Origin of the sequence: Anabaena sp. FACHB-1391 (genome assembly GCF_014696755.1) — a bacterium.
GTDB lineage: Bacteria > Cyanobacteriota > Cyanobacteriia > Cyanobacteriales > Nostocaceae > Dolichospermum > Dolichospermum planctonicum.
On record NZ_JACJQS010000007.1, the window covers coordinates 73,081 to 92,157 of the forward strand.

General features: G+C 39.5%; 14 protein-coding genes. 3 read left to right on the forward strand and 11 right to left on the reverse strand.

The genetic code is table 11. The features are described 5' to 3' along the window. The first annotated feature begins 79 nt into the window (after nt 1-79). A complete protein-coding gene (gene rlmN, locus H6F62_RS05175) occupies nt 80-1,150 on the forward strand; it encodes a 23S rRNA (adenine(2503)-C(2))-methyltransferase RlmN (RefSeq protein WP_190371489.1) in 1,071 nt (356 codons plus the stop codon). Between the two features lie 40 nt (nt 1,151-1,190). Here the strand turns inward: rlmN and H6F62_RS05180 are convergent, their stop codons facing one another. From H6F62_RS05180 to H6F62_RS05210, 7 genes are all read right to left on the reverse strand, one after another. Beyond that, a complete protein-coding gene (locus H6F62_RS05180) occupies nt 1,191-1,370 on the reverse strand; it encodes a replication restart DNA helicase PriA (protein ID WP_137906262.1) in 180 nt (59 codons plus the stop codon). 406 nt (nt 1,371-1,776) lie between these two features. Beyond that, complete coding sequence (locus tag H6F62_RS05185; RefSeq protein ID WP_137906263.1) at nt 1,777-2,553, reverse strand: sulfite exporter TauE/SafE family protein; 777 nt, start codon at nt 2,551-2,553, stop codon at nt 1,777-1,779. Nucleotides 2,554-2,885: 332 nt separating this feature from the next. Further along, on the reverse strand, nt 2,886-4,151 hold the full coding sequence (locus H6F62_RS05190) for an aspartate aminotransferase family protein (protein WP_137906264.1): 1,266 nt from the start codon (nt 4,149-4,151) through the stop codon (nt 2,886-2,888). Nucleotides 4,152-4,939: 788 nt separating this feature from the next. After that, nucleotides 4,940-8,080, reverse strand: a complete 3,141-nt coding sequence (locus H6F62_RS05195; protein WP_190371490.1) for a tetratricopeptide repeat protein — start codon at nt 8,078-8,080, stop codon at nt 4,940-4,942. Between the two features lie 112 nt (nt 8,081-8,192). Beyond that, a complete protein-coding gene (locus tag H6F62_RS05200) occupies nt 8,193-8,762 on the reverse strand; it encodes a COP23 domain-containing protein (protein ID WP_190371491.1) in 570 nt (189 codons plus the stop codon). A 186-nt stretch (nt 8,763-8,948) separates the two neighbouring features. Next, on the reverse strand, nt 8,949-10,031 hold the full coding sequence (locus H6F62_RS05205; RefSeq protein WP_190371492.1) for a trypsin-like peptidase domain-containing protein: 1,083 nt from the start codon (nt 10,029-10,031) through the stop codon (nt 8,949-8,951). Between the two features lie 363 nt (nt 10,032-10,394). Further along, the gene (locus H6F62_RS05210) at nt 10,395-12,923 is read right to left on the reverse strand and encodes a mannose-1-phosphate guanyltransferase (RefSeq protein WP_137906268.1); all 2,529 of its coding nucleotides are present in this window, start codon (nt 12,921-12,923) and stop codon (nt 10,395-10,397) included. Nucleotides 12,924-13,112: 189 nt separating this feature from the next. Here H6F62_RS05210 and purB point away from each other — a divergent pair, with 189 nt between their 5' ends. Then, nucleotides 13,113-14,408 carry an adenylosuccinate lyase gene (purB, locus tag H6F62_RS05215; protein WP_137906374.1) on the forward strand — a complete coding sequence of 432 codons (1,296 nt, stop codon included), beginning with the start codon at nt 13,113-13,115 and terminating at the stop codon, nt 14,406-14,408. A gap of 99 nt (nt 14,409-14,507) precedes the next feature. Here purB and hemH read toward each other — a convergent pair whose 3' ends face one another. After that, nucleotides 14,508-15,674: a ferrochelatase gene (hemH, locus tag H6F62_RS05220; RefSeq protein WP_137906269.1), complete on the reverse strand. Its 1,167-nt coding sequence runs from the start codon at nt 15,672-15,674 to the stop codon at nt 14,508-14,510. 97 nt (nt 15,675-15,771) lie between these two features. On the opposite strand from hemH, the gene H6F62_RS05225 reads away from it, so the two are divergent. Further along, the gene (locus H6F62_RS05225) at nt 15,772-16,428 is read left to right on the forward strand and encodes a class I SAM-dependent methyltransferase (protein ID WP_190371493.1); all 657 of its coding nucleotides are present in this window, start codon (nt 15,772-15,774) and stop codon (nt 16,426-16,428) included. A gap of 443 nt (nt 16,429-16,871) precedes the next feature. On the opposite strand, the gene H6F62_RS05230 is transcribed toward H6F62_RS05225, so the two are convergent. From H6F62_RS05230 to H6F62_RS05240, 3 genes are read right to left on the reverse strand one after another with little or no spacing between them, the layout of a single operon-like run. Then, nucleotides 16,872-18,095, reverse strand: a complete 1,224-nt coding sequence (locus H6F62_RS05230; RefSeq protein WP_190371521.1) for a bifunctional sterol desaturase/short chain dehydrogenase — start codon at nt 18,093-18,095, stop codon at nt 16,872-16,874. Between the two features lie 30 nt (nt 18,096-18,125). Further along, nucleotides 18,126-18,569 (reverse strand): hypothetical protein, encoded by a 444-nt coding sequence (locus H6F62_RS05235; protein ID WP_028091432.1) that lies wholly within the window; start codon nt 18,567-18,569, stop codon nt 18,126-18,128. A gap of 56 nt (nt 18,570-18,625) precedes the next feature. After that, nucleotides 18,626-19,054, reverse strand: a complete 429-nt coding sequence (locus H6F62_RS05240) for a hypothetical protein (RefSeq protein WP_137906271.1) — start codon at nt 19,052-19,054, stop codon at nt 18,626-18,628. Between the last annotated feature and the right edge of the window lie 23 nt (nt 19,055-19,077).

Consider the following 19,077-nt stretch of genomic DNA (forward strand, 5'->3'; position numbering starts at 1 on the left):
GTCTTTGCTCCTTTGCCCCTTAGCGCGAAACAAAAACAATATAGTACAATGGGGAATTAGCATCAATTTGTAATTTATTATGTCTGCTACGCCCCTTGTATCTCAGGTAGATTCACCTAACTCCGTAAAATCTGAACTTCTTCCTCCTCTCCTGGGCGCTTCGGTAACGGAGTTAACCGCTTGGGTACAGCAACAGGGACAGCCCAGTTATCGGGGTAAGCAATTACATGATTGGATATATCATAAGGGAGCGCGCTCCCTGGCTGATATTTCTGTATTTCCTAAAAATTGGCGTTCGCAAGTGGCAGATATTCCCATAGGCCGTTCTTCTCTACATTACCGCTCTGTTGCCCCTGATGATACGGTTAAATATCTGCTGAAATTGGCTGACGGGGAAATTGTGGAAACTGTGGGTATTCCCAGCGATAAACGCTTAACTGTCTGTGTTTCTACTCAAGTTGGTTGTCCCATGGGCTGCGATTTCTGCGCTACTGGTAAAGGTGGTTATAAGCGCAATCTCACCCGTGGGGAAATTGTTGATCAAGTCCTAACTGTTCAAGAAGATTTTCAAGAACGGGTTAGTAATGTGGTATTTATGGGCATGGGTGAACCGTTGTTAAATACGGAAAATGTGATTTTAGCAATTAAATCTATTAATCAAGATGTGGGCATTGGTGCGCGATCGCTTACACTATCTACTGTAGGCATTCCCTCACGTATTCGTCAAGTAGCCGCACACCAATTACAAATTACCCTCGCTGTCAGTCTCCACGCACCTAACCAAGCATTACGAGAGCAACTAATTCCCAGTGCCAAACCCTACCCCATAGAAGACTTACTCGCAGAATGTCGAGAATATGTAGAAATAACCGGACGTAGAGTAACTTTTGAATATATTCTTCTGGCTGGAGTCAATGATTTACCTGAACACGCTTTGGAATTATCAAAACGTTTACGAGGCTTTCAAAGTCATGTTAACTTGATTCCCTATAATCCCATTCAGGAAGTAGATTATCAAAGACCCAACCGCGATCGCATAGAAGCCTTTGTTAACGTTCTTCAACAACAGAATACTGCTGTTAGTGTCCGTTATTCTCGCGGTTTAGAAGCGAACGCTGCTTGTGGACAATTGAGAACAACTAAAAGGTAATTTGTCATTAAAATTGTCAATTATTGTCAAAAATTGTCAATTATTTCCTAGCATAAATACCTGGTGCATAAGCCTCAATGACTTTACCAGTGCGAGTGCAAGTTATCATCAGGTAGTCGCAACTAGGGCATTGTGTCCGCGTAATTTGACTATCAGCAATATAGTGACGTTCAGCCGCACTACCGCAATTTGGGCAATGAATCTTTTGTAATACTTGCATTTTAAAAACCCTAAAATTATAATTTTTGATTTGAGAAAAATTGACAAAAAATGTTTAATTGTCGTGAACTTGATATCTTTTATCATCTTAAACCTGATAATTCTTATCATCATGCTTCAGATATATAAATTTACTTTAGATGTAACTTTTTTAGATTAGCTTTAGATTAGCGGTGATCCCTATGGTGTAATCCTTGAGATAGTCTTGTTTATTATCTGGGAAAAATAGGTTATTTTTGTATTCAAGCGTTACCAGATGGAAAAAACTGTAATCAAAGCCACAAAATTAGTAGTTTTATATTTAATTAATATTTGCACAGGCAAGATGTCTATCCCACAAGTTATACAGTTATTGTGGGGTTACTCATCTTGTATTTAATGATTTGTATTTAATGATGCCTACCTACTTAACCATGAATAAAAAAGTAGGTAGTCATGGCAAAAGCTACCACTATGACAAATTTTCGTACTAAACCGGGTTCTAGTTTGCGAGCAAAATGAGCGCATAAATAACCACCTAAAGAACCTCCGACTGCCATGATAATAACTTGATGCCAAGCAATCAAATTAGCGAACATAAAGGGAATAATTGCCACACCATTAATACAACTTCCTAACCAGCTTTTAAAAGCATTAATAGCGTGAATATTTTTAATACCTAAAAAGGTTAAAGTTGCTAACATTAAAATGCCTATACCAGCACCAAAAAAACCACCATAAATAGAGATTAGCAATTGAGAAATTAGCAGAATAAACAAAGGTGGGGTTGCAGAAAAATCATTTCTAGTCCTAAGTTGCAGCCAGCTTTTCAAAGAATCACTAAATGTAAATATTAAGGTTGCTGATAGTAACAAATAGGGTAGCATCTTTTTAAATACATCCGGTGATGTATATAATAAAGCCACTGAACCAATAACACCACCAACTATACTTGTGCCAGTCAGTAGTAATAATTGTCGTTTTTCGATACTCAAATCTCGACGATAAGCCCCTGCACTGGCTATAGCTGCTATCCACAGAGCAGTATTATTAGTAGCATTAGCAGTAATTGGTGCGACACCTGTAAATATCAGAGTCGGAAATGTAATAAAACTACCACCACCCGCTACAGCATTTAGTCCACCAGCAATAAAGGACGTACTCAAGAGAAGTAAGCTATGAATCAAAGTTAGATCTTGCGGCATTTTTTGTAGTTAATAAACCTAGTTATACTGTTTTACAGTAAAATACCGCAAGTTTATGAGATCATATTATGTCCGGTTGAACACTTATCATATCTGTTGAGGCTGGTAATGGGTAAAATGATAAAACTCTTGTGGTGCGGGCATCTTGCCCGCATAAGGTGTACCTCACTCAAAGCTACTTGCTGTATATTGTTATATAACATATAATACTTTATTATATTGCCTATTACCTTTTTTGATTAATTTATTCCAAATTGATCTGTTGTAATTTACAAGATGAAAAATTCGTAATTGATAATTCTTAAAATTACAAATTACGAATTTTTAATTACCTATGCTGTTACTTTAGCTAATGCTTTTTCTACAGCTTTTAATGCTTGGTTGATTTCTGCTTCTGTGACAATTAGGGGAGGCACAAACCGCACAACCTTGGGACCTGCGGGAACAAGTAATAAACCTGCTTCCATAGCAGCTTTCACAACTTCAGCAGCAGTTAAGGGAATATCCGCTTTGATTTCCATGCCGTTGATTAAACCCCAACCGCGCACTTCTGTGATATACTGGGGATATTTAAGAGCGATCGCTTTTAATCCCTCTCGTAAATGCGCTCCCTGTTCTGTGACATTCTGTAAAATATTCTCTTTTGCCAAGGTCTCACAAACACTCAGTGCCACACCACAAGCAAAGGGATTACCACCAAAGGTACTTGCGTGTTCTCCCGGTTGGAAAATATCACAGAACTTCTTACTCATCATCGCACCGATGGGAATACCACCGCCCAAACCTTTGGCGCTGGTGAAAATATCTGGTTCTACTCCCAAATGTTCATAACCCCATAGTTTACCACTGCGTCCCATACCCACCTGCACTTCGTCGAAAATCAACAAAATACCGGTTTCATCACAAATCTCCCGCAATCGCTTAAAATAGGCAATATCTCCGGGACGAACTCCACCCTCACCTTGTAAAGGTTCAATTAAAATAGCTGCAACACGATAATTACCTTCATCTAACTCAGTCACAGCAGCCTCAACTGCTCTAATATCGTTATAATTGACATAGTGGAAACCAGGAACTAAAGGATCAAAGTGCTTTTGATACTTTGGTTGTCCGGTAGCGGTAACGGTTGCTAAAGTCCGCCCGTGAAAACTCGCATGGGCAGTTAAAATAATCGGGTTAGCAATCTCTAACACCGTATGTCCATATTTACGAGCTAGTTTAATGGCTGCTTCATTAGCTTCAGCACCAGAATTGCAGAAAAATACTCTATCTGCACAAGAATGATCAACAATCCATTGAGCTAATGCACCCTGTTCGGGAATATAGTACAAATTAGAGACATGATGCAGTTTTTGAATTTGTCTAGTTACAGCCTCTACCATTGCTGGATGGGCGTGTCCTAGAGTACAAGTGGCTATTCCCGCGACAAAATCCAGATACTCGTTACCCTGACTATCCCAAACACGACAACCCGCACCCCGTTCTAAAGCCAAGGGAAAGCGTCCATAAGTGGACATGACGACTTGATTGAAGTTATCTGCACTAAAGGGGATGTCTGAAGAGATTGTAGGCTGCTCTACTAGATTTTGGATACTCACTACCGCACCTCCTGAAAATTTTTATAAGAAAATCAAGAAAATAAGCCGAAAACCCCGGAATTGACACCTAAAAATCCTCAAAGTTTTCGAGGTGGTCTTTTAAGTCGGGGATGAAAGCTACAAGAGGGGATAAATCCCCTTTGGGACTTATGTTATACTATTTCAGGACTTACGCATAAATTACGGAAGAATGAACCACGAAGCACGCAAAGGACAGGAAGTTAAGAGGGTTTGAGAGATATTTTGCGTAAGTCCCGGACAATCAAAAAATCACATCCTGTTAATCCTCAAATCCTGGACATCCTGATTCTGACAAAATTCCGCAGGGGCAAACCCCCCGTAGTTGCCCCAAAAACACCGGTAGGCACGGGGGCGCTACCCCTACATCAAATCCAAATCTTTTATACAATCAATTCTGCTGGCCTTTTTATCTCACCCAAAAACGCAAAGACAAACCAAAAATCTCACAATCACATCCTGTTAATCCTTAAATCCTGGACATCCTGATTCTGACAAAATATTATTGTTATCATCCAAAGCCTCCTGTGAGCATTCCCCAGCAGAGCCAGGGAACGAGGGAAAATCTCACAATTACATCCTGTTAATCCTTAAATCCTGGGTATCCTGATTCTGACAAAATATTATTGTTATCATCCAAAGCCTCCCGTGAACATTCCCCAGCAGAGCCAGGGAACGAGGGAAAATCTCACAATCACATCCTGTTAATCCTTAAATCCTGGACATCCTGATTCTGACAAAATCACAATTAACATCACCAAAGAAACTCCCTACAACTGTTTTAATAAAGCCATTATTTGTTCATAAAGAGCAGTATTCCCTTGAGCCATGAACAATTGCGCTGCTCGTTGCAGGTCTTCTCTGGCTTTTTGTTTGTCACCAAGTTGATAATAAACAAGTCCCCGGTTGCCGTAGGCTTCGGCATAGTTAGGATTAATCTTGATAGCTTGGTTGTAATCATCTATTGCACCCTGCTTATCTCCTAATTCATTACGGACAAGTCCCCGGTTGTTGTAGGCTAGGGCATAGTTAGGATTAATCTTGATAGCTTGGTTGTAATCTGCTATTGCACCCTGCTTATCTCCTAATTCATAACGGGCATTTCCCCGTCCGACGTAGGCATAGGCATCGTTAGGATTAATCTTGATAGCTTGGTTGAAATCATCTATTGCACCTTGCTTATCTCCTAATTGATTACGGACAATTCCCCGGTTGTTGTAGGCTTGGGCATCGTTAGAATTAATCTTGATAGCTAGGGTGTAATCATCTATTGCACCTTGCTTATCTCCTAAATCAGAACGGGCATTTCCCCGGTTGTAGTAGGCATCAGCATAGTTAGGATTGATCCTGATCACTTGGTTGTAATCATCTATTGCTCCTTGCTTATCTCCTAATTCATAACGGAGAAGTCCCCGGTTGTTGTAGGCTAGGTCAAGGTTAGGATTAATCTTGATAGCTTGGTTGTAATCTTCTATTGCACCCTGCTTATCTCCTAATTGATTACGGGCATTTCCCCGGTTGTAGTAGGCATCAGCATAGTTAGGATTGATCCTGATCACTTGGTTGTAATCATCTATTGCTCCTTGCTTATCTCCTAATTCATTACGGACATATCCCCGGTTGTAGTAGGCATAGGCAGAGTTAGGATTAAACTTGATAGCTAGGTTGAAATCATCTATTGCTCCTTGCTTATCTCCTAAATCCTTACGGACATATCCCCGGTTGTAGTAGGCTTTGGCATAGTTAGGATTAATCTTGATAGCTAGGTTGTAATCATCTATAGCTCCTTGCTTATCTCCTAAATCAGCACGGACAACTCCCCGGTTGCTGTAAAATGCTGCACGGGGACTGATTTCAATGGCTTTATTTATCGCTGCTGCTGCTTCTTTATATTTTTTTAAATCACTTAAAACTGCATACTTCTCATTATACAACTTAGGATTATTGGGCTGGAGTTGAATGGCTTGATTTATGGCTGCTAAGGCTTTGTCCAGTTGGTTTGATATTGCATAGCCTACACTTAAATTATACCAAGCCGGCACAAAATCAGGTTGAGATTGCACCGCTTGCTGCAATGCAGTTATAGCCTCTGGATATTTTCCACTTGAACCTAAAGCCAAACCCTTACCATAATAAGCCAGGTGAATAAACTTTGGTTTTTGGTTAATTGCTGCGTCAAAAGCCTGTATTGCTTCTGGATAACGACGTAACCGCCACAGTTGATTTCCTCTTTCTAACCATTGACTGGCGGTAGTATTGCCTTGGGAAACATCTACTGATAAAATCGCTGTTTGAATAGACTTAACTTTTTGTTGATTTAGTTCTGGTGTTGGGGTGGTTTCTATCTTTTGGGCTTGGGTATTCAGTCGGGTAGCTAATGCCAAAAATGTACTCACCGGAATACCCAAACTATTACCTAATTGGATAGTTTCTTGACTACTACTATTATTATCAATAGCAGCTTGTCCCTCAGTTCTGCCATGAATACCAATGACTCGCCCTTGGGAATCTAAAACAGGTCCCCCACTCATACCGCCAAAGGTGATACTACTATAAACTAATTCATATCCTCCTGTTAAAGAAACTGCACTTTGGGCTGTACCCGAACTGTTATTGTTAAAATCTGATTGGGTAGTTCGTAATAATCCTGTTTCCTTACTATAAATCTGTCCCAATGTGAACCGCCAAGGTGATTTTTCTCCTAACCTGGGATAACCCGCAGTGAACATATATTCATCATCTTTTATGGGATAATTTGCTAAAGTCGCAACTTGATAATTTTCCCGACTGGTGAATTTAACTACTGCTAAATCTACCCCCTCTTCTAATTTAATCGTGCTGGGTTCTACGGGATATTGTTTACCATCTACTGTGAGGATTTTATAAGTATTTGGCTCACATTTTCCCGGTTTATCTGGTGGTTTACAAACTACATGAGCAGCAGTTAAAACGGTGTAAATATCTCCTTGTTTAGCGATAATAATTCCTGAACCATTACTACCGCTACTGCTATCAATTCTGACGGTAATTTGTTTAGCTTTTGCTTCTAATTCTCCTAACCACCCTGTTAATGGTACTTCTGCTATTTGCTGTTTAATATCTGGTATAGGTAAATTATAAGCGGTGAGAACTTCTGGTCTTACCTGAGCTAAAACGGTTTTAATGGGTATTCCCCAACTGAGTTTTCTAAATTCTTGAATTTCTGTATTTGTGGGGCGTTTTCCGTTGGTATAAACATAACCAGAATTGACTAAAGGATAGGAACTAATCCCATTAATTCCCAGAAAATACCCTTGACTACTAATAATTGGACCGCCACTCATTCCCTGTTCAATATCGCTGGTATAACCAATTTCATATCCAGCTTTTAAACTAGGTTGAGAAATTATTTGTTTTACTGTTCCAGTTCTAAATACTATTTCCCCTTTGCTGCTAGAATAGCCGGCGGCTATAACTGGTGTATCTGTATTAATATCAAAACTAGCAATTTCTTTAGGTAGACAATAATTTTGATTAGATGTAAATTGCAAGACAGCTAAATCTAGTTTACCAAAATTAGTATTAGGCAAAATTTGGGCTGAATAGATTTGATTATCAGGTGTTTTAATTTGAACTTTATTAACTCCCAGTAAAACATGAGAGTTGGTAACAACTAAATAAGAATTGCCCTTTTTAGCCAATATTGTTCCTGAACCACTGTTATTATCACCCATGACTCTAACTGTAATTTGTTTAGCAAGGGTTTGGAGTTTTTGTGGTGAATCATATTCTCCACTTTCGGGGTTATCGGGTTTTATATTACAGGTAGCCGGGGTAATTGTTTGAGCTAAGGAATGGGGAACATTTGCTAATGTCAAGGGAGGGAAAGATAGGAATAATAAGGAGGAAATAATGGCAAGATTGCGGTTCATGTTACTTATTGATTAGTAGATGATTTGTAATTTGTAGGGTGCGTTAGCTTTATTCGTAACGCACCGTTGATATCGTTTTTATTTGTGTCAAGAATAGCTATTTTCTAAATGGCTATTTTTTAATATTCACAAGTGGGGCATTTTGCAAATATTTACGCACATTCAAATACTTACTATTTCCTGAACTTTGCCAAAGTGGTTCTGAACTTTTACCCTGGGCTATATTCACAAGTTGCTCCAGAACTAATCCTGGGTCACTATTATTTTTTAGGGTAAATAATTGATTGTTACCATTACAACTTTGTTCATCAATTGCCACAGCACAAACCACAGAATAACCATTGTTTTTACCCGTTGTCAAGCGGTTTAAACGACCTGCTTCATAAAAATTCTGGAATTTTTTAGATACTTCTTGGCAACGTTTTTGAGGAGCCCAGCCACCTTTGGCAAAATACTCAGATTTCCAACCAATAAACCGTACGTGACCTTGACGTTCAGGAACCCAAGCAATGGTAGCGGGAACTTTTTCACCACTGGCTGGATCAAATATTTCTTGACACAAAAATGTGACTTGATTAGGTTGATTTTCAGACGTATTATCTTGACTAAAACCAGGATTTATGCTCATGGTTAAGGTCAATGTTGTTAATCCTAAAAAGGTGGAAAGTGATTGTAATTTCATGATTTTTGATTCCCCTGAATAAAAAAAATGATGTTGATTATTAAAATGGATGTTGGGTTTCCTTCGTCAACAAAATAAAAAAATGATGTTGATTGTGAAAATGTAGGTTGGGTAGAGCAACAGCGAAACCCAACACAGTTAGAGGGTGTTTGTTTAAGGATGTTGGGTTTCCTTCGTCAACCCAACCTACTCATATTTGGAAATAGCCCGTAAACTATAATTACCAGTTTCCCCCTTTTCGGAAGAAGTGGCAGTTATTAAATAATTCCCATCTGCTGGTAATGTGATCACAATTCTAGCATTAAAATTACCTGCTCCTTTGTCATCATTTTCAACAATTTTTTCAATCTTCTTCCCAGCATCAGATTCGATAACTTGAGATAAGGTTAAGAAAGGATTAATCTTTTGACTATCCATTTCAATCACAACCGTTTGACCTCCTCGACCTGAAAATATATAATAATCAGGACTACCATTTAAACTACTATTAATTACTTGACCGTCAAGGGAAATAGTTTTTATAGATGGTTCTTCGGCTTTAGGGAGGGTCGAGATAGGAGAAACTTTTTGTTGTTTGATATCTGCTAAAAAAGATTTGACTTTTTCTCCTGGTTGAGAAAAGTTAATACCAGTTCCAGCAGGTATACCACCCACTGGTATACCACCAACAATAACGGGAGCTAAAGCTACACTAGTATTGACACCAATAACTCCCCCTAGGCTGTTTAATAAGGGGCCACCAGAATTACCAGGATTTAAAGGTGCGGTATGTTGAATAGTTCCGTCGGGACGAATGCGGCTAATATTACCTTGGGTGCAGGTATCACGGTTATCAGCATCAAGAGGACTACCAATCGCAAATACTCGATAACCTATTTTAGCAGTCCCAGGACGAGCTAAACTTAGATATGGTAAGTTTCTGCGGTTTTGGATTTTTAAGGCTGCTAAATCCACTCCACCCCTAGCAAAACCGATCACATCGGCGGGTACTTGTTTACCATCCTGAAATACCACAGTAACAACGCTAGGACTACCATCTACGACATGAGCGTTGGTAATAATTAAACCATCTTGACTGACTAAAAAACCGCTACCATGGGCGTTACCAATTTTAACTGTGACAACGGCGGCACTGCCTTGAGTACAAACGCGATTGGCTGCTTCTTCTGCTGATGATGCAAGTACAGTCTTAACGCCAATTGTCCCCATCAGGGTAAATATCGAAAAAAGCGTTAAGGTTCCATATCGGAACATTACATGATTGATCATAGGGGGAGATGTCCTGATAACTGTAGATAGATGCCAAAAAAAAACAACTATAGTTTTTCAGACAATAGTTGTGTAAAAGTAATTTTTAGATGAAACTCGTCTATTTTGACGTAACTAGTAAATATTCTGTTCCCGTCCATGTATTCCCAAGCCGAAATCATTCCAGGAAATAGGGAATAACCATGAGAAGATTTAAAATCTCAAACTTTGGGTTTTTGCTCCTTTGTGTCTGGACACGGAACATACAGCAGTTCCCGATATTATGAAGTACAGATATTAATAATAAAACTCTTGTGGTGCGGGCATCTTGCCCGCACAAGGTGTACTTCACTCAAAGCTACTTGCTGTAAATTATCCCACCGCTTACATATCCAATCTGTAATTCTCCTGTTCACGTTCGACAAAATATTGAATACGGGAACGGTAATCTCTGAGGGTTTCATCAACCCAATCCCGATCGCTGCTGTTAACATAAAGATGAACCAAAGGCTCACTGGCATCTGGTAAAATCAAAAGCCAATTGTCATCATAGGGTTGACGAATTTTCACACCGTCAATTAATTCCAAATTTTGAGCGGGGTGGGTTTCGACCAAATAACGCATTAACGCCCCTTTAGCAGTCCAGGGACAGCGAAGGGTGTAATTTCTATTAATCACACGGGGTAATTCAGAACGTACGGTTGCCAGCGATCGCTCTTGAATGGTTAACATTTCAATCAGCTTGGCTATACAGAACATGGAATCAAACCCTGGGTGTAATTGGGGGAAAATAAACCCAGTTTCCCCACTACCACCTAAAACCACGTGAGAATTTTTTTGACAAGCTTCCATTAAAGCCGTCGGATTCGCTTTAGTTCTAATTACATTACCATCATGACGATGGGCAACTAATTCCACCGCACTAGAAGCATGAACGGGAACAACGACGGAACTTCTAGGGTTAGCAGTTAACATCATATCAACCATTAAAGCGGTTAACATTTCACCGCGAATGGGAAAACCCGATTCATCAACTAAAATTAGTTGTTCCCCATTAGCTGATACTTGTACCCCAAAGTTAGCGTTTACGGCCTCGACAACGTGGCCTAATTGAGTTAATAGTAATTCTCGATCAGCGTTAGAAATGGCCGTTTTATTCAAACTAGCATTTAATACCACCGCATCAGCCCCAAATTTATCTAGCATTTGCGGTAAAATTGCCCCAGACACGGCGTAAACATAGTCAATGACCACTTTTGCCCGACTGTTACGCAGAGTGTCCACATTCAATAATTTCTCAAAGGCCTTGCAGTAGCGATCCATCAATTGGCTAGAATATATCACATCACCAATTTCATGACTTTGGGAACGACGCATATCTTCTTTAAAATAGGCCCCCTCAATTTTCTTTTCTTGGGCTTTAGAGATATTAATGCCCTTAAAATCCATAAATTCAATTAAGATATAATCACGGCGTTCTGGGTGTACTCGCACATGAATACCCCCCGCTACGGACATTGTGGGGATCACCGTCCGGGCGATGGGAATAGCTGTAGTATCCAGGTTTTGCACATCTACACCTACAGACATTAAACCAGCAATTAAAGAGCGTGTCACCATGCGGGAAACATTGCGTTGATCACGGGAAACGGTGACTATTGAACCCGGTTTTAAGGTTGAACCATAGGCAGCACCCAATTTGACCGCAAACTCTGGGGTAATATCAATATTGGCTAATCCCTGTACTCCCCGCTGTCCAAATAAGTTCCGTTGGGCAGTATTTCCCCAAATCAGATTAATATTGAGAATAGCACCGGACTCAATTTTTTTACTCGGCCAAACTCGCACACCAGGACTAATTTGCGCTTCTTCTCCCACGGTGGATAATGAACCCACTACAGCCGCTTCTAAAACGTGGGCGCGTTTGTCTACACGAGTACCACGAGCGATTACACAAGCTGACAAATGGGCTTCATCGCCAATGATTGCTCCATTCCAAATAATTGGTCTTTTTAGATGGGCATCAGCACCAATTGTCACATTATCACCAATCACTGTTCCATTTTCAATTTGTACTCTTGCACCAATTCGGCAATTATTACCAATTACCGCTGGAGTGTCAATTTTGGCTGTAGGATCAATATAAGTATTTTGTCCTACCCATAAACCAGGGGAAATTTCTGGATAACTTACTTTGAGCAAAACTTTCCTTTCTAGAGCATTATACTGGGCTTCACGGTAGGCATCTAAGTGACCTACATCACACCAATATCCCTCGGCAACATAACCGTAAATTGGCTCATTTTTAGCTAGTAGTAAGGGAAATAAATCTTTAGAAAAGTCGCATTCAGTGTGTTCTGGTAAATAATCTAAAACTTCTGGTTCTAAAATATAAGTTCCAGTATTGACGGTATCAGAAAAAATTTCACTGGTGGAAGGTTTTTCTAAAAATCGGTTAATGCGTCCTTCTGTATCTGTAATTACCACACCAAATTCGATGGGGTTAGGCACACGGGTTAATATTAAAGTCGCTTTTGATTGTTTTTGTTGATGAAATTCAATGGCCGCAGTCAAATCAAAATCTGTGATACTATCACCACTAATCACTAAAAAGGTTTCATCCAAAAGTTCAGCAATATTTTTTACACAACCTGCCGTTCCTAAAGGCTGGTCTTCTTCAATAGCATAGGTCATTTGTACACCAAAATCACTGCCATCTTGGAAGTAATCACGGAGAACATCTGGTAAATAATGTAATGTAGCAATTACTTCATAAATCCGGTGTCCTTTAAGAAGATTGATAATATGTTCAGCAATAGGACGATTTAAGATCGGAACCATGGGTTTGGGTAAATCACAAGTCAAAGGACGCAACCGCGTTCCCGACCCACCTGCCATTAACACTGCACGCATAAATCCTCCTAGACTTGAATAAAAATCAAGATGTTTTTCTTCCTTTAGTCTCATACAGATATTGGGATTTAAGGAACTTCCCCAAGAAACATCTGATCAAAATTCTTCTGTTGATTAACCCTCTTGTCTATTTTCCACAAGGGGTAATTTACAATGTAAAATATGACAGTTGTATTAGATCCTGTAAATGTGATTGAGCGTTATACTTTGCCGGAAATGGGCAATCTGTGGAGTGAAACCTATAAGCTGAAAACCTGGCTAGATGTAGAAATCGCGGTATGCGAAGCACAGGCAGAACTGGGTTATATTCCAGCAGCAGCAGTTGAGGAAATTAAGGCTAAGGCGAATTTTGACCCCAAACGGGTGCTAGAAATTGAAGCGGAAGTTCGTCATGATGTTATTGCCTTCTTGACAAATGTTAATGAATATGTAGGTGATGCTGGTCGCTATATTCATTTAGGTCTAACTAGTTCAGATGTATTAGATACTGCTTTAGCTTTACAATTAGTGGCTAGTCTGGACTTGTTGTTAAAACGCTTAGAAGATGTAATTGCAGCAATTCGCAAAAAAGCTACAACCCATCGGTATACGGTGATGATTGGGCGATCGCATGGTATCCACGCTGAACCAATTACCTTTGGTTTTAAGTTGGCTGGCTGGTTAGCGGAAGTATTACGACACCAAGAACGGCTGCAAATTCTCAAGAAAACCATCGCGGTCGGGAAAATATCTGGTGCAGTGGGAACTTATGCTAATATAGAACCGCGTGTGGAAGCGATCGCTTGTGAAAAACTCGGACTGAAACCAGATACTGCTTCTACACAAGTAATTTCCCGTGATCTTCATGCTGACTTTGTGCAACAATTAGCGCTACTCGCTGCCTCTATAGAACGGTTTGCTGTAGAAATTCGTAACCTGCAAAAAACAGACGTTTTAGAGGTTGAGGAATTTTTTGCCAAGGGACAAAAGGGTTCTAGTGCTATGCCTCACAAGCGTAATCCTATCCGTTCTGAACGGTTAACAGGAATGGCACGACTAGTCAGGAGTTATGCTGGTGCAGCTTTAGAAAACGTCGCTTTATGGCATGAACGGGATATTTCCCACAGTTCTGTAGAACGGGTGATTTTACCAGATGCTTGCATTTTAACCCATTTCATGCTACACGAAATCACTAACCTGGTGAATAACCTCCTGGTTTATCCTGAAAACATGACACGGAATCTCAACTGTTATGGTGGAGTAGTTTTTAGTCAAAGAGTATTATTGACTTTAATTGACAAAGGACTGAACCGCGAAGAAGCATACTCCATAGTTCAGGAAAGCGCCCACACCGCTTGGAACAAACCAGAAGGGAACTTCCGTGATTTAATTACCAAAGATCCGCGCGTCATTAAAAACTTGTCAACTGCTGAGATAGAAGCTTGTTTTGATCCGCAACATCATCTCCAGCATTTAGAACAAGTTTATCAACGACTGGGTATTTAGAATTGATTATAGATGGGGGTGAAAATTAAATGTGCGTTTCCTAAAACCCTGGTAGAGAAGTCCCATGGAACTTCTCTACAATCTTTTTTTTGAAGATGTTTAATGTAACAGTCCGATCACGTGCAGTAAGCCCTTACCTGTAACTAACTCGATCATCAACCCAATAAATCCTAACATGGCGATTCGACCATTCCAAACTTCGGCACTGGTGGTTATTCCCCATTCCCAACGTTCTTGAGGATACATTCTCACCCTTTTTTTCATTTGGGTAACTTGAGAGAGTTTCAAGTTGGGTTGTTTAAGGGCATCAATAATCAAGTCAGATAAAGCTTGAATAAACACCGGATTGGTATTGGGTGCTGGGACCCGTCCAAAGTTGTGTATTCCTGCTTCTTCAGCTATTTCTCGGTATTCAATGTCAATTTCTTGTAGTGTTTCAATATGTTCGGAAACAAAACTAATGGGAACAACTACGAGATTTTTCACCCCTTTTCCGCCTAGTTCCTTCAGTGCATCTTCTGTATAAGGTTGTAGCCATTCTACAGGACCAACACGACTTTGATAAGCCAGAGTGTGGGGATTAGGACGGTTGAGGGTTTGCATAATTAAGTAAGTGCATTCTTCAATCTCCTGCTGGTAGGGATCACCTGCTTCCTTGACGTAGCTTTTAGGGACACCGTGGGCGCTGAAGAATATATGCACATGATCAGGATCAGGAAACTTCTCCAGTTCCCCAATGATCAGTTCTGACATGGCTTGCAAATAACCTGATGCTTTGTACCAAGAAGGAATCACCGTATATTCAAGACCTTGGAGTTTGGGGTTTTCCTTCCATAATTGTTCTAATAACCGAAAACTAGAACCGCTAGTGCTGATGGAAAATTGCGGGTAAAGGGGGAGAATTACCAACTTATCAATGTTATCCTGGGTAAGTTGGGCAATAGCTTCTTCTGTGTAAGGATGCCAATAACGCATTCCTACATAGATATTAGCCTCCTGTCCTAATTTACCTAGCTGACATTTAATAGCTTCTCCCTGTTCTTCTGTAATCCGTCGCAATGGAGAACCGCCACCAATTTGCTTATAATTTTCTTGAGATGTTTCTTGTCTGCGGGTAGCAATAAACCAAGCTAGGGGTTTTTGCATCCAGCGAAACGGTAAACGGATAATTTCTGGATCTGAAAACAGGTTATACAAAAACGGTCCGACATCTTCGAGTTTATCTGGACCACCAAGATTAAGTAATAATACCCCTATACGACCCATAGCAATTACTTTCCCCCAATCTTTACAGATTTTTTACTAAAGTTGTTAACAATATATCTTTAATTAAATATAAAGCTTTATCGGCAGGAAAAATACAATGGCGACAATTTTTCGAGATTTGAGTTACAGATACCAATGGTTATATGATAGCATCTCCCGGTTAGCCGCTGTCACTGTGGGGGGTGAAGCCCGGTTTCGTCGTCTAGCTTTAGAAAATTTAGAACTAAAAGCAGATACCCAGATTTTAGACTTGTGTTGTGGTAGTGGTCATGTTACCAGATTTTTGGTGAATTTTTCCAATCATGTCACCGGTTTAGATGCTTCTCCATTATCTATACAGCGATCGCAGAAAAATGTACCAAAGGCTACATATATCCAAGCTTTTGCGGAAGATATGCCTTTTGCAGATAATTTATTTGATGTAGTACATACTAGCGCGGCTTTACACGAAATGCAGCCGGAACAACTGCGAAAAATCATTACGGAGGTTTATCGAGTGTTAAAACCGGGAGGAGTTTTTACTTTGATAGATTTTCACCCCCCAACAAATCCCCTATTTTGGCCGGGGTTAGCGGTATTTTTCTGGTTATTTGAAACGGAGACAGCTTGGGAATTGTTGAAAACAGATTTACCCGGTTTATTAACAGATTATGGTTTTGATGTCGGTCAACCTAGTTTATATGCTGGTGGGAGTTTGCAGGTAATTCAGGGGAAGAAGATGGTTGAGAATGGTCAAGATTTTCAAGAGAAATAATGGTCAGAATCAGGATATCCAGAATTAGAGGATTAACAGGATGTTTTTTTATGAAATATAGGTTTTTGTGAATGATAGAAAATATATTTTTCTCTGAATCATAATTTATAATCATTAAATATTCACAGAAAATCTCCAAGGAAGCCAGGGAATTACAGCGTTTTCCGCTCTGATGAGGTACAAAGTTGAATCATGAAACTCTTGTGGTGCGGGCATCTTGCCCGCTAGATATGTACCTCATAACACCGGAAAGTGCAATTGTTTTCGCTCATCCAACTGGGGTTAAATACGACTAACCCCAGTATACTATGTTATTTTGAGATTAGATCATTTTCACAAATCATTAGTTATCTTATTTGATACGAACCACTCCAGGCACAGAGGACACAGAGGTGGAGAGAAAGGAGACTGTTAGATTTTATTTAGCAATGTTATTTTTATAATTATTCGCTTTTCATCCTTTTACTAAAAATCCGATAGTATAACCAGGTGCTAAATTCTTTGAGGGGAAATAGTATATAGGTCAAGGGGTTGACTGTGACGATAATATTTCTAAAATCTCGTTTGGCGAAAAATAAAATTCCCTTTGCTACTTGGGACGCTGACATGATACCATAGGGGTTTAATTGACTTTTGAATGGTCCGCAAATTAATTTGCGAATTACACAATTTTGTTCTAATCTTTTGAGGGTGACAATATCCCCTAATGCTCTTTTACTCAGTTCATACAAAGGGCTGAAGGCTGGGGAAACTTCTGCTTCTGATGTATTTACCCAAATTTCTTTGGTGGCTTTGTCTTGGGGTCCTCTGACGGTTGCAGAAAAAATATCTATCAATTCTAAGGCGGAAAATGTGTTAATTTGATAGGAGTTATAAATGGCAGTAGAATCTCTATTTCCATAGACATTTACCCCATGATTGATAATGAGAATATCAACTTTTTCTAAACTTTCCTGTAGTTGTGCTTCATTACCCAATTCCCATTTGATAACTTTAACCCGCGGTTGAATTGTAATTTTTTCCGGGTTGGTTGTTAATGCCACCACTTTGGCGTTATGCTTTAATAATTCGCCTACTAGTGCTTGTCCTAATGCACCAGAAGCACCTGTTAAAGCTACGGTTTTTCCTTTGAGAGAAAGCCCTGTTCCCAGAATTTTATCTACTAGGGGAAAAACACCACTATAGTAAGCATTAACATCATCAAAATGATGTCGCCAATGATAGCTTCTATTTACCCACCAAACGGAGGGAATTGCGTCTAATGGTCCGGGTAAATGATTGTAGTCTGTATCTATTGTTCCTTGGAAATATCGCAGGGATGCACCGTATAAAAAAGTAACAGCATAAGCAACTCCTAACCATAACCCCCATTGATGGGCTACTAAGGCAATTATTGTTAAGATGATTACTAGTATCACCGATTCGACGATATCGTGATACAATTGGGAGTCTACGTAGGCTTGTTGGGAAATTAAAGTTAAATCCCGTTTATATACAGCATGATGTTTATTATGCCATTTCGCTAACCATGTTATTTGATGACACAAAGCATGATAAGCATCTCTGACAATTTCCGCGAGTAGGAGGGAGGAAAATCCCCAGGTTGTGAACTGGATACAGTTATTTACTAAAACCGAGTCAATAGTTAAGCTTTGAGCCAAAATCATCATTTTTCTAGTAGTAGCACTTTTTCTGAATTAAAGCAAGTTGTCTGACTGTGTGAGTTTTAAATATTGATCTGTCATTTCTGGTGTGAGAAATTCTATCATGACTCTATTTTCTACCCAAAATTCCATCACATCAAAGAAAGCACGACGACAACGGATAACTCTCCAACCTTCTCTATGACCAATTGCTTCTATTTGTTCTTGGGTAGAATCAACGGAAATGGCTGCATGAGTAGCTGTAAAATTGTTGGGGTGAGAAGTTTCTTGAAACTGACAACTTTGTTCTCCTTCACCAGGTTGGATGACAATTTTTAATGGATAAACTTCAATTCCTGTTCCGTATTTGTCGGGGGATAGCATCATGTAACTACCTGAATGAGGAGCGAAGGGAAGGACGTTTCCGTTCATGATTTCGGCGAGAACTGCGGCTGTATGTTGGGGATTTTCAGCAGCAATAGAAAAATGGTGAATCATAAATTAATTCAATTATTGTGTATTTTTTCTGACCTATTATAGCACAATCAATGCTTCTAGCGATCGCTAATTTGCTCAATTAATCGCTGTTCTAGTAAATCCAATAATCCATCTACATCTTTTCCTATTTCATGAAAACAGGCTTCTGGTGATGATTTGGGTGCGAATTGGATTAGTTTAATTTCTCCTTTACCAATTCCAATCATGACTACCTCTGTTTCGGGTTTATGATTATCAATAATTCCCAAAATTTCTTGGAGACGATTTTCAACTCTATCATTCAACTTTTCTATTTCGGATTGGGGACAATAGACAAAATGGGGAGTTGGTTGGAAATCAATACCGATAGTTCCCTGACTATTGCCATTTTCTAACCACAACCCCCAAAAAAGTGCAGCTAGCTCTGGCTGATTTTTTTTGACAAATTTATCTAATTGTCTGCGCCATTTATTGTCTTCTGTTTCTGGTTGGGGAATACTAAACATGATCGTTAATTGGTAATTTTATT

Excerpts from the sequence above, each read along its gene's own strand:
- rlmN (WP_190371489.1), top strand. The coding sequence starts at position 80 with ATGTCTGCTACGCCCCTTGTATCTCAGGTAGATTCACCTAACTCCGTA.
- H6F62_RS05180 (WP_137906262.1), bottom strand. The coding sequence starts at position 1,370 with ATGCAAGTATTACAAAAGATTCATTGCCCAAATTGCGGTAGTGCGGCT.
- H6F62_RS05185 (WP_137906263.1), bottom strand. The coding sequence starts at position 2,553 with ATGCCGCAAGATCTAACTTTGATTCATAGCTTACTTCTCTTGAGTACG.
- H6F62_RS05195 (WP_190371490.1), bottom strand. The coding sequence starts at position 8,080 with ATGAACCGCAATCTTGCCATTATTTCCTCCTTATTATTCCTATCTTTC.
- H6F62_RS05200 (WP_190371491.1), bottom strand. The coding sequence starts at position 8,762 with ATGAAATTACAATCACTTTCCACCTTTTTAGGATTAACAACATTGACC.
- H6F62_RS05205 (WP_190371492.1), bottom strand. The coding sequence starts at position 10,031 with ATGATCAATCATGTAATGTTCCGATATGGAACCTTAACGCTTTTTTCG.
- H6F62_RS05210 (WP_137906268.1), bottom strand. The coding sequence starts at position 12,923 with ATGCGTGCAGTGTTAATGGCAGGTGGGTCGGGAACGCGGTTGCGTCCT.
- hemH (WP_137906269.1), bottom strand. The coding sequence starts at position 15,674 with ATGGGTCGTATAGGGGTATTATTACTTAATCTTGGTGGTCCAGATAAA.
- H6F62_RS05225 (WP_190371493.1), top strand. The coding sequence starts at position 15,772 with ATGGCGACAATTTTTCGAGATTTGAGTTACAGATACCAATGGTTATAT.
- H6F62_RS05230 (WP_190371521.1), bottom strand. The coding sequence starts at position 18,095 with ATGATTTTGGCTCAAAGCTTAACTATTGACTCGGTTTTAGTAAATAAC.
- H6F62_RS05235 (WP_028091432.1), bottom strand. The coding sequence starts at position 18,569 with ATGATTCACCATTTTTCTATTGCTGCTGAAAATCCCCAACATACAGCC.
- H6F62_RS05240 (WP_137906271.1), bottom strand. The coding sequence starts at position 19,054 with ATGTTTAGTATTCCCCAACCAGAAACAGAAGACAATAAATGGCGCAGA.